6 protein-coding genes are annotated in these 12594 nt (G+C 45.7%); 4 read left to right on the top strand and 2 right to left on the bottom strand.

The features are described from left to right. Positions 1–3 precede the first annotated feature (3 nt). From A3712_RS11175 to tldD, 3 genes are all read left to right on the top strand, one after another. The gene (locus A3712_RS11175) at positions 4–3876 is read left to right on the top strand and encodes a YhdP family protein (RefSeq protein ID WP_063523486.1); all 3873 of its coding nucleotides are present in this window, start codon (positions 4–6) and stop codon (positions 3874–3876) included. 65 nt (positions 3877–3941) lie between these two features. Continuing rightward, positions 3942–4754 carry a carbon-nitrogen hydrolase family protein gene (locus tag A3712_RS11170; RefSeq protein ID WP_063523485.1) on the top strand — a complete coding sequence of 271 codons (813 nt, stop codon included), beginning with the start codon at positions 3942–3944 and terminating at the stop codon, positions 4752–4754. A gap of 19 nt (positions 4755–4773) precedes the next feature. Beyond that, positions 4774–6219, top strand: coding sequence for a metalloprotease TldD (gene tldD, locus A3712_RS11165; protein ID WP_063523484.1), 1446 nt, complete (start codon positions 4774–4776; stop codon positions 6217–6219). Between the two features lie 103 nt (positions 6220–6322). Here tldD and A3712_RS11160 read toward each other — a convergent pair whose 3' ends face one another. Continuing rightward, a complete protein-coding gene (locus A3712_RS11160; RefSeq protein ID WP_063523483.1) occupies positions 6323–7702 on the bottom strand; it encodes a PhoH family protein in 1380 nt (459 codons plus the stop codon). A gap of 464 nt (positions 7703–8166) precedes the next feature. On the opposite strand from A3712_RS11160, the gene rapA reads away from it, so the two are divergent. Beyond that, positions 8167–11076, top strand: coding sequence for an RNA polymerase-associated protein RapA (rapA, locus tag A3712_RS11155; protein ID WP_063523482.1), 2910 nt, complete (start codon positions 8167–8169; stop codon positions 11074–11076). An 88-nt stretch (positions 11077–11164) separates the two neighbouring features. Here the strand turns inward: rapA and A3712_RS11150 are convergent, their stop codons facing one another. Beyond that, a complete protein-coding gene (locus A3712_RS11150; RefSeq protein ID WP_063523481.1) occupies positions 11165–12436 on the bottom strand; it encodes an NRAMP family divalent metal transporter in 1272 nt (423 codons plus the stop codon). Positions 12437–12594: the final 158 nt, after the last annotated feature.

Here is a 12594-nt window from a genome sequence, read left to right as displayed (position 1 = left end):
TTTGTGAGCTCAAGCGTTACTCTGATTCTACGTGCATGCTTATGGTTAGTGGTTACTCTCTTAGTAACGCTAGCCATTGCTGTTACTACACTACGTGTAGCCTTACCCAATTTAAATAAGTATCAATCTGAAATTGAGCTTTGGGTAAATCAACATTCTGGTTTTGAGTTTTCTATTCAAGACGTGGGTGGTTTTTGGCGTAACACTCACCCCTCCATCGCGCTGCAAGGTGTAAAAGCTAGCCTTCCTAATGCAGAAGATGTGACCTTCTCTGTTGAGCGTGTTGAAGTCGAGTTCGACTTGATTCAATCACTCATTCAAATGCGTCCGGTTGTAGCTGATCTGGTTATGAACCAGATGTATCTTGATATCCGATCTATTGACCTATTTGCTGGGCAAAACGAGACAGATAAACCTAAAGGTTCTGGCTCCTCTAAGCGAGTAATGAAAGAGCTGGATAACCTGCTGCTAAAAACACTGGTCGATTTCACCGCGAAAGATTCTACTATCTTTTATCGTGCTGTCTCTGATGAAGAGCGTCAGCTTGATATCGAAACTTTAAAGTGGCAGAACTCAGGTAAACACCACCAGGCAGAAGGCGTAGTAAGTATAAAAGATGCTAACCTCAATTCTTTATCAGTAAGTGCTAACTTTATTGATGGTGGCTCACTGACGGATGTTACGGGTGAGTTTTATGTCAGCGCTGATAGCATCTCCATTAAACCTTGGTTAACCCGTTACATACAGGCTGAGTCTGGTATTGAAAAGGGGACCATAAGCTTAAATAGCTGGCTTACGCTACGGAATAGCAAGCCAGTCAGCGCCTATGTCGAAGTGCTGCCTTCAGAATTGACCTGGAACGAAGATGGTAAGCATGACCTGATGTTTGAATCTGGCGTTTTTAAGTTGTCTCCGATTGATGAAGGCTGGCAAGTTAATGGTCACTCACTTAATTTAAGAACCGATGACACGCCGTGGCCTGAACTCGATGTGGTATTTAAGTGGCAACAAGGTCCTTGGCAGCTTAACGTCTCCGAGCTCGATGTTTCTACAGTTACACCGCTGATTAAGCTGCTGCCAGACTCAGAAGAGTCAACCAAAATGATAAATGTGCTGTCTCCGGGCGGTACGGTGTCTGATATTCGTCTATCGATGGAGTCTGGTATTGAGAGCTTACGTTACTCGGCTAGTTTTTCTGATTTTGCGGTCGAGCAGTGGGATTTAGTACCGGGCTTTAGCCAAGTTTCTGGTAGCGTGTTCGGCTCTATGACAGAAGCAAAAGCCAGTTTATATATTATTGACGATGTATTCCCGTATGGCGACGTTTTCCAAGCCCCTTTAAACATCAAGCAAGGTCAGGTTGATATTGTATGGCAGCAAGATGAGAACGGCTGGAAGCTTTGGTCTGATAAAGTCACGGCAGCCACGCCAGATTTACAGGTGCTCGGTGCATTTCGCTTAGATTTTCCTAAAGATTCAAGCCCTTACTTATCATTTTACGGTGAAGTCGATGCTTATAACGTCGGTGAAACATGGCGTTATCTACCGACCTTAGCACTTGGACAAGAGTTGACGGATTACCTTTCCACCGCGATTCAGGCGGGTAAGGCTGATACTGTGAAGTTGCTGTGGTACGGTCAATTGGATAACTATCCGTACACCAATCACGATGGTATTTTTCAAGTTTGGGCTAGATTAGATGACGCTAAATTTAGCTTTGATACCGCGTGGCCGCTGATTACAGACCTACAACTTGACCTATTGTTTGAGAATGATGCGATGTATCTCGATTCTCGGTCTGCACAATTAATGGATGTGACTGCCGATCGAATCACAGGTCGTATTCCTTACTTGGGTGAAGGCGGTCATATCGAGATAGAAGCTAAGGCCACCGCGTCAGGTAATGCGGTGCGTGATTACATGACAGCTTCGCCACTGGTTGACTCGGTGGGCGCTGCGTTAACCGCACTTCAAGTGAGCGGTGATGTCTCTTCTGAATTCCAGCTTAATATCCCATTCGACTCTGATAAAGAAGCCAGAGCGTGGGGTTACGCTGACCTAAGCGGCAACCATGTTGAAATTGAAGCCCCACCAATGGTGTTAGAAAACACCACGGGTCGGATAGAGTTTGATAATGATGTGGTGACTGCAAATGGTTTAGCGGCAGACTTACTTAAACAAGGCATCTCTATTGATTTCAAAGGGCAGAATGATGGTCCTGGCTACGCTGTTGATATCGATGTGCTAGGCGACTGGGATGTGAAGCCTTTAGAGCCTTACATTGGTGAGCAGTGGCTGAGTCGCTTATCTGGTCATGCACAATGGCAAAGCCAGATAGATATCCAATTGAATGACATCGGCTTTACTTACCAATTGGATTTACAGTCTGATCTTAAGTATCTGGCAAGTGACTATCCATATCCATTGGCGAAGAAGTCATTAGAGAGTGGCTCTGCGAGGCTACAAGCATCGGGTAACCAAGAAGCGATTACTGCACGTTTGCAGTTGCCGAATACTAAGTTCCAAGCTGAAATTGATATCACGGGTGATGTGCCTGAACTAACCGCGACCAACCTAGTATTAGGTCGAGGCGGCTATAAGATTAGCCCTGTGGTTGGGCACCATGCATTGATTCGTACTGATAAGTTTAATGCTGATGATTGGCTTTCGGTGATCATGGAGCCAGTAGAGCCATCAACGGCTGTTCTAAACCAAATGAACACACCAACTATTCCGGCTCCAAGTCGTGTGACTTTTGAAAGTAAAGAGCTGATTCTTGGTGGTATTTCTTGGAATGATGTTGACTTTAGTGCACGCAAGAATAAACAAGCTTGGCAAATGGAAGTATCGAGCCAAGAGTTAGAAGGGGATATTAATTATCTGCCTCCTTATGATTTAACCGTGTCGTTGGATCGCTTGCACCTGTTTGTTCCTGAATGGAGCGACAAATCAAAGCAAGAATCATTGCTGCAACGCAAAGAGCAAGAAGCACCGCTGATCTCTGAGTTGGATAGAAAGATTCACGATGTGATGCCGAACCTCAAGCTAACCCTGAACGACTTCTGGCTACAAGGCTATAAAGTTGGCAAGGTGGATGTTGAGCTAGCGAGAGAAGAAAACCGCCTTGCGTGGAAGAAAATTCAGGTACGTAGCGGCGGCAACAAAGCGGATGTCAGTGGCTGGTGGGAATTGAATGGTGACAAGAGTCATTCATCGCTGAAAGTGGACGTTGAAGGTGAAAACAATAGTGAGTTGATGGAGCGCTTTGGTATCACGTCGGGCATTCAAAAAGCACCATTTGAGCTGGAAGCTCAACTTGACTGGGACGGTTCACCTTGGGGTATCAAGATGGATACTCTGGATGGCGACGTAAAAACCAAGTTTGGTAAAGGCATGATCTCAGATGTGAGCGGGGCAGCTCGCTTACTTGGCTTGTTTAGCTTAGATTCGATCATTCGTAAGATGCAGCTCGATTTCTCTGATGTGTTTGATAAAGGCATGGCATTTAACAGCATTACAGGCACTGGCGAGATTCAAAATGGTATCTTCTTGACCAATGACCTGAACATGGATGCCGTGGCGGGTGAGATGAAAATCAAAGGCATCGCTAACCTAAATACTCGTCAGGTAGATGCAGAAGTAAACTTTACGCCAGATATCACATCGGGTATTCCTGTACTGACAGCGTTTGCGGTAACGCCTCAAACAGCGTTGTATGTGTTAGCGGTAACTACTGTGATTTCTCCGGTTGTTGAGGTCTTTACTCAGGTTAATTACTCGGTGAAAGGGCCTCTGGATTCACCAACGGTAAGTGAGCTTTCTCGTAGCTCTGGTGAGTTCCAACTTCCAGAAAATCTAAGAAAGTTGGCAGAGTAAAAGTAAGGCCTAATATACAGATAAATAGTGATTTCTGAATCATAATGAATGGAGGAGCAGTACACATGGATTGTGTTGGTTTGATTCAAATGACTTCGGGCCCTGACCCTGACAGTAACCTTGATTATCTCGCCAAAGAGGTAGCTAAGTGTAAAGCGTTAGGGGCTAAATGGGTCGTGTGTCCAGAGAATGCATTGGTATTCGGTAGCAAAGCGGATTATCACCAGTATGCCGAGCCATTGAATAGTGGCCCATTACAGACAAAACTGGCTGAGTTAGCTAGGCTTCATCGCATTTGGATCATTGTGGGCAGTATGCCGATAAGTACAGCGAAGGGTGTCACTACAACGACTCTGGTGATTGATGATTTTGGCAGCTTAGTGGCTCACTATGACAAGCTACATATGTTCGATGTGGACGTCGCTGATGCCCATAAGTGCTATCGAGAGTCCGATATTTTTACTCCAGGTGACCGAGTTGTGACAACGGAAACGCCTTTTGGTCACTTAGGTTTCAGTATTTGCTATGATGTGCGCTTTCCTCACTTGTATTCAGAGTTACGCAAGCAAGGCGCGCAGATCATCGTGGTACCAGCTGCGTTTACTGCGGTAACCGGTCAGGCGCACTGGGAAGCACTGTTAAGATGCCGGGCAATCGAAACACAATCGTGGATTGTTGCGGTAGGGCAAGGCGGTAAGCACCCTTGCCAAAGAGAAACATGGGGACACTCTATGGTGGTTGATCCCTGGGGAAGAGTGGTCGCACAGTTAGACCAAGATCCTAAAAGTATGGTGGTCGAGATAGACAAGTCCAGTTGTGAATCCATTAGGCAAAATATGCCCATCACACAGCATACTCGATTTACCAATCAATTTTAATTACAAACAAGAGCCATCTATGAGCATTAATCAAATTGAAGAAGCGCTACTGAACCCAACAGGGCTTACGGAGCAAAATATCGCAGATACATTGGCGAGCATTGCTACCCGCCAAATTGATTATGCTGATATCTACTTTCAGTCAAGCTGGCACGAATCTTTAGTGCTAGAAGACAGCATCATCAAAGACGGCTCTTTCAATATCGATTGCGGTGTGGGTGTTCGTGCAGTATCTGGCGAAAAGACTGGCTTTGCTTACTCTGACCAAATCCAACTCGATGGTCTAAAGCAAAGCGCGATTGCAGCTCGTGGTATCGCGAAGCAAGGTCAAAACGGCAAGGTGCAAGCCTTCAAGCGTAACTCCAATCAAACTTACTATGATGCAGTTAACCCGCTAGCAAGCTGGGAAAAACAGCAAAAAACAGAACTTCTTAAGTCATTGGACGCTTACATTCGTACTAAAGAACCTATGGTGACTGAAGTATCAGTGAGCCTAAGCGGTGTACATGAGCAGATGCTGGTTGCCGCGACAGATGGCACGTATGCTGGCGATATTCGTCCGTTGGTTCGTCTATCAATCAGTGTTCTTGCTCAGAAGGGCGATCGCCGTGAGCGTGGTGGTGCTGGTGGCGGTGGCCGTTTTGGTTACGACTTCTTCCTAAGCGATGACAAAGGTACTCAAGTTGCTTATCAGTTTGCGGATGAAGCGATTCGCCAAGCGCTTGTTAACCTTGAAGCCGTTGCTGCGCCTGCTGGTGCAATGCCTGTGGTTCTTGGTTCTGGTTGGCCGGGCGTTCTACTGCACGAAGCGGTAGGTCACGGTTTAGAAGGCGACTTCAACCGTAAAGAGTCTTCAGTATTCTCTGGTAAAGTTGGCGAACAAGTGACTTCAAGTCTGTGTACGATTGTCGATGACGGTACATTGACTGATCTTCGTGGTTCATTGAACGTCGATGATGAAGGTGTTAACGGTCAGTACAACACGTTGATTGAAAACGGCATCTTAAAAGGTTACATGCAAGACAAGCTGAATGCTCGTATAATGGGTGTAGCTCCTACAGGTAACGGTCGTCGTGAGTCTTATGCGCACCTTCCAATGCCACGCATGACTAACACCTACATGCTGCCGGGTGAGCACACACCAGAAGAGATCATCGCGACAGTAGATAAAGGTATCTACGCACCAAACTTCGGTGGTGGTCAGGTTGATATTACGTCCGGTAAGTTTGTGTTCTCAGCTTCTGAAGCGTATATGATTGAAAACGGTAAGATCACTTACCCAGTGAAGGGCGCAACGTTGATTGGCTCTGGTATCGAAGCGATGCAGCAGGTGTCTATGGTGGGTAATGATCTAAGCATCGACCGTGGTGTTGGTGTATGTGGCAAGGCTGGTCAAAGCGTGCCAGTAGGTGTTGGTCAACCAACATTGAAACTAGATTCGTTAACGGTTGGTGGTACTGAGTAAATCAGGCCCGCTGCAGCAACGTTAGCATAAAGATAGAATTGAAAAGCGCCTCCATTGTGAGGCGCTTTTTTGTTTCTGAAGTAGAGTTAGTAGTAAAAATCGATTACATGTTCTCTTCGGCAAACTCTGCCAGTCGGCTACGTACCACGCCATTGAGGTGGATATTTGCACTGCCTTCGAAGTTTTTAAAACGCTCAACCATGTATGTTAAACCTGAAGTCACAGGGGTTAAGTAAGACGAATCTATCTGCGCTAGGTTACCTGAGCAGACAATCTTGGTGCCTTCACCACAACGGGTGATGATGGTTTTGATTTGTGAAGCCGTCAGGTTTTGACACTCATCGAGAAGCACAAACGCATTTTGGATAGAACGGCCACGCATGAAGTTGATCGATTTGAACTGGATATTGGCTTTATCACAGATGTACTTCAGTGACCCTTCGGTGCAGTGGTCGTTTTTGTGCAGCGCTTCCAGTGTATCGGTCACGGCAGCCAACCAAGGCAGCATCTTCTCTTCTTCGGTACCTGGAAGGAAACCAATAGACTCACCAATGTCAGGCGTGTTTCGGGTGACGATGATCTTATCGAACTGTTTACGCTCAATGGTTTGCTCAAGTGCTGTGGCCATTGCGAGCAGTGTTTTACCACTACCTGCCGCGCCAGTTAGGATCACCAAGTCTATATCCGGGTCGAGTAGCGCATCAATCGCCATTCCCTGATAAATATTCTTTGGTGTAATGTCCCAGGCTCTGCGATTCATTAAACGTTCACGGCTTAAGTCTCTGAGTGTGACGGTTTCGGTATTAATCTCTTCAACTCTTGCTGCAAAGTCGCTCTCTTCATCAATCACATATTGGTTGAGGAAGGTAGGCTCGAAAGGCTCTCTTGCTAGCGTATGGAAGGTTTTGCCAGCTAAGGTTTTACTTTCCACATTGTCGATACCATCCCAAAATGCCCCCTTGAGCTGTTGGAAGCCTTTGGTGAGGTATTGGATATCATCGATGAGTTGGTCGGTTTGATAATCTTCAACGAAGCGTACGCCAGCGCCTTTTGCACGTAAACGCATGTTGATGTCTTTGGTGATGAGAACCACTTCACGTGGCGCGCGTTTATTTTGAAGGTAGAGTACAGCGTTGAGGATTCGGTTATCGCCTGCCTTGTCGTCGGCAAAGGCTTTGATGCTTTCTTGAAGTTCGTAATCGGCGAGTATTGAGATACTGCCTGAGGCCTTAATGTCTTTGGTGAACGGAATGCCTTCCGATATTTGGTCTGGTGTGGCTTCCCTGAATAAATCTTCGAGAGTTCGAATCGCAATTCTCGCATCTCTTGCAACGTCCCTCTTACTGTCTTTGATTCTGTCTAGTTCTTCTAGCACTGTCATAGGGATAACGACATCGTGCTCTTGGAAAGAAAATATAGCGAAGGGTTCGTGAAGTAGGATATTGGTGTCTAAAACAAATAGCTTCCGGTTGGTCTCGCCCATAGCATCTCCTTGCCGCGTACGGCTTGCTTTGCATCGATTGAACGTAGATTAAGCTCACTTAAAGGTTAGTCTCTCACTCTGGTGATAGTCAACTGCTCACCTAAAGTTCAACGAGATAAATATTGCCATATTGTGATCGGTGAATATGGCATGTTTACTAATGCCAGTAATCTACTAGCAATAGGTTAACCATGTTTTTTTGACAGTTTGATTGCATTGGCGAAAACCGAAAAAAAGTATGAAATCCTCGCCTTTAGACGTGACCTAAATCACAGCATCGAGTAAGATTAGCGACCTTTTTCTGCACCATTTTCTCGAGATATTTATTATCTAGAGCGCACTTAAAAAGTGGCTGCAAACTAGGCATTTTTGGCTATATTTTTAGTTCAAGAGCGGTAAGGTTCTTGTTTCAAATATCAGTTAAAAAGACCAAATTCCAACTATAAGATTGAGGTAGTCGATTCATGACATTTGCTTTGGGGCAACGCTGGATAAGCGATACGGAGAGCGATTTAGGTTTAGGTACCGTTGTAGCAATGGATGCTCGCACAGTGACACTAATGTTTGCAGCATCAGAAGAAAACCGTGTGTATGCACGTACGGATGCTCCCGTAACCCGAGTAACATTTAATGTAGGCGATGTCATCGAATGCCAAGAAGGTTGGTCTCTATCTGTCGAAGAAATAATCGAAGATAAAGGGCTACTGACCTACCTAGGTACACGTGAAGATACTCAAGAATCAGAAGTGACTCTGCGTGAAATCTTCTTAAGCAATCAGATTCGTTTTAACAAGCCACAAGACAAACTGTACGCAGGTCAAATCGACCGTATGGATAATTTTGTGTTGCGTTACCGCGCTCTAAGCAATCAATACCAACAGCACAAGAGCCCAATGCGTGGCTTGTGTGGTATGCGTGCAGGCCTAATACCTCACCAGTTGTACATCGCTCATGAAGTGGGGCGTCGTCATGCGCCACGTGTTTTATTAGCTGATGAAGTTGGTCTAGGTAAAACCATCGAAGCGGGTATGATCATTCACCAACAGGTGTTGTCTGGCCGCGCTGAACGTATTCTGATCGTGGTACCGGAAACACTACAACACCAATGGTTAGTTGAGATGATGCGCCGTTTCAATCTGCACTTTTCTATCTTTGATGAAGAGCGTTGTATTGAAGCCTTTGCAGAATCAGATAACCCATTTGATACCCAGCAATACGTTCTGTGTTCGTTAGATTTCTTACGTAAGAGCCGCAAGCGCTATGAGCAAGCACTTGAAGGTGAGTGGGATCTATTGGTTGTCGATGAAGCGCACCACCTTGAGTGGAGCCTGGACAAACCAAGCCGTGAATACCAAGTGGTAGAAGGCTTGGCAGAAAATACTCCTGGCGTGCTTTTACTGACTGCGACTCCAGAGCAACTGGGCCGTGAGAGTCACTTTGCACGTCTGCGCCTATTGGATCCTGACCGCTTCTACGATTACGAAGCGTTTGTTGAAGAAGAAGATCAATACGCACCGGTCGCTGATGCTGTTACCGCACTATTCTCAGGCGTGAAACTTGAAGACAGCGCGAAGAATCAGATTACAGAGCTGCTTTCTGAACAAGATGTTGAGCCTTTGTTCCGTGTTATCGAAGGTGATAGCAGCGAAGAAGAGCAAGCATTAGCTCGCCAAGAACTGATTGATAACCTTATGGATCGCCATGGTACTGGTCGTGTTCTATTTAGAAACACACGTGCCGCTATCAAAGGCTTCCCTAAGCGTAACGTTAACTTACTGCCGATGGACATTCCAACGCAGTACACCACATCGATGCGTGTATCAGGCATGATCGGTGGCAAGATGGCACCAGAAGCTCGTGCGATGAAGATGCTTTACCCTGAAGAGATCTTCCAAGAGTTTGAAGGTGAAGATTCAAGCTGGTGGCAGTTCGATTCGCGTGTTAACTGGCTGATTGAAAAGATCCAAGACAAGCGTAGCGAAAAGATACTGGTGATCGCATCGCGTGCAAGTACTGCTCTTCAATTAGAACAGGCACTGCGTGAGCGTGAAGGTGTGCGTGCAACTGTATTCCACGAAGGCATGTCGATTCTAGAGCGTGATAAAGCGGCGGCTTATTTTGCTCAAGAAGAGGGCGGCGCTCAGGTTCTTATCTGTAGTGAAATCGGCTCTGAGGGTCGTAACTTCCAGTTTGCTAACCAATTAGTGATGTTTGACCTTCCATTCAACCCAGACTTGCTTGAGCAACGTATTGGTCGTTTAGATCGTATTGGTCAACAGCGTGATATCGATATTCATGTTCCTTATCTGAAAGGCACATCACAGGCAATACTAGCGCGTTGGTTTGATGAAGGCCTGAATGCATTCGCAGAAACGTGCCCAACTGGTCGCATGGTTTACGACAAGTTCTCAGATGTGCTTATTGAAATGCTGGCTTCTGGTAACACAGAACAGCTTGATGAAGTTATCGAAGAGTCAGCTAAGCTAAACCAAAGCCTAAAAGCGGATCTAGAAAAAGGCCGAGATCGCCTGCTAGAGATGCACTCAAACGGCGGTGATAAAGCGCACGAGATCGCAGATAAGATCGCATCAACCGATGGCGATACTAACCTAGTTACTTTTGCGTTGAGCTTGTTCGACACTATTGGATTGAACCAAGACGACAAAGGTGAAAATGCCCTAGTAGTAACACCGTCCGAGCACATGATGGTACCAAGCTACCCAGGCTTACCTTATGAAGGTGCAACTATCACATTCGACCGTGATACCGCACTTTCTCGTGAAGACATGAACTTCATTAGTTGGGAACACCCAATGATTCAGGGTGGTATTGATTTACTACTTAGCGAAGGCGTTGGTACTTCTGCGGTGTCACTACTTAAGAACAAAGCGCTACCAGTCGGTACTATCTTGCTTGAATTAGTTTACTTGGTGGATGCACAAGCACCAAAACGCAGTGGTATCAGCCAGTTCTTACCTAAGACTCCGATTCGTTTGATGATGGATGGCCGTGGTAACGACCTATCTGCTCAGGTTGAGTTTGATAGCTTTAACCGCCAGTTAAGCCCAGTGAACCGTCACCTAGCAAGTAAGTTAGTTAACTCGGTACAAGGCGAAATTCACAAGCTAATCGAAGCGGGTGAGGCACAAGTTCTTCCTAAAGTTGAAGAAGTGCGTCAGCAAGCGCAAAGAGATATGCAGACAAACCTCAACGGTGAACTAGAGCGTCTACAAGCACTGAAAGCGGTGAACCCAAATATTCGTGATGAAGAGTTAGAAGTGATCGAAGCTCAGATAAACGAACTGACAGGCTACATCAGCAAAGCTCAGGTTCAGCTAGACTCGCTACGCCTGATTGTGGTTTCTCACAATTAATATTAGCTAGTCTGCGAGCAACAAATAAGGCCTTCATCATGAAGGCCTTATTTTTATCTTGAGTTTGTAGATGGTGGTGATTGGTGGGTTACATTAACCATTTCCACCAAACAAATACGGCTAAGAAACCAAATAAGTAAACTAGACCTGCGACAGACAACCATTTAAGTTTACTACCGATGGCTAGCGCTTCTGGAAGCTTAGCTTTGTTCACCAAGATGAAGTTAAGCAGAGCGAAGAATGGCGTCGTTGCGAAAGCAAGTACCATTGCAAAATCGAGCATTGGCATTAATGCCGCGCTAAAGAACACCACAATCGCGAGTGCTATGATAGAAACAATGATGATCCAACCTTGCAGCATGCGTGGGCTTGACTCTTTATTGAGTAACAGACGTTGTGATTCCGCAAGCACGCGAGAGTAGCCGTCGATAACCGTAATCGTGCTGCCAAAGATACAGAAGAAAGCAATGATAGCAATTAGTGGACGCGACCATTCACCAATCGTCGACGCGTAAATACCAACTAGCTGGTGAGTAAAGCCCATACCAGAGCGAGACAGCTCCACGCCTGAACCGTGAAGTACGAGAGCCCCCAAAGCGACAAATACTAAAGCAAGCAGTGCAGTACCAATATAGCCGACGTTGAAATCGAATAAGGCAGATTGAGCTGTGACTTCTTGCTTCTCTTTTTGGCTTTTTAGCCACATAGAGGTGATGCTTGAAATCTCGATAGGGGCAGGCATCCAACCCATGGTCACCACGATAAAACCAATAGCAGCCAATGACCAAGGTGATGGAGGGACAAAAGCAGCATCCGGTTCGACAGGTGAGCCAATAGCGATTGCGACGGCGGCCAGAGTAGTGATCGTTAGGATCGCCATGATTGCTTTTGAAAGGGTGTCCAGAGCACGGTAATGCCCTGCAAATAAGATGATCAAGCAGGTCGCGAGTACGATCATACAAAGCGTACTGGTTGCTAGCTCAAAAGGAATGAAGTAGTTAAGTAAGCTCGCACTAAACAGCAGTAGTGCGGCTGTGTTTACGACGGCTGAAATAGCACTTAGTACCGAAAAGGTCACTAGGTAAAGGCGACCTAGGTTTGAGTAGCCCTCAACCAAGCTTTGTCCTGTACCAAGCGTGTACTGAATGCCGGCACGAAAGAAAGGGTACTTGAATAGGTTTACTAGGATGATTAGAGCTGCCAGTTGCCAACCATAGATGGCTCCAGCTTTGGTTGAGGCGACTAAGTGTGAACCGCCGACAGCAGCAGCGGCCATCATGATACCTGGGCCAAGAGACTTAATTAAACTGGATAGGGGAGCTGAGGTTTTTGTTGTGGTTGTTTTAACCGTACTGTCCATCATTGTTCCTTTGATTTTGACTTGTTATTTTCCGTTACCCTATCAATACCATGCTTTGTAAAATCGTCAACTTTTATGTACAAAAACATTTAAAAATTGTATTTATTAATAAACGAATTAATTGTAAATTATTTGTTCACTAGTAAATAAGAGGCTTT

Source organism: Vibrio sp. HI00D65 (genome assembly GCF_001635455.1).
Classification (GTDB): Bacteria; Pseudomonadota; Gammaproteobacteria; order Enterobacterales; family Vibrionaceae; genus Vibrio.
Note: the sequence above shows the minus strand (reverse complement) of the source record. Positions and strands in the feature narration are given on the sequence as shown.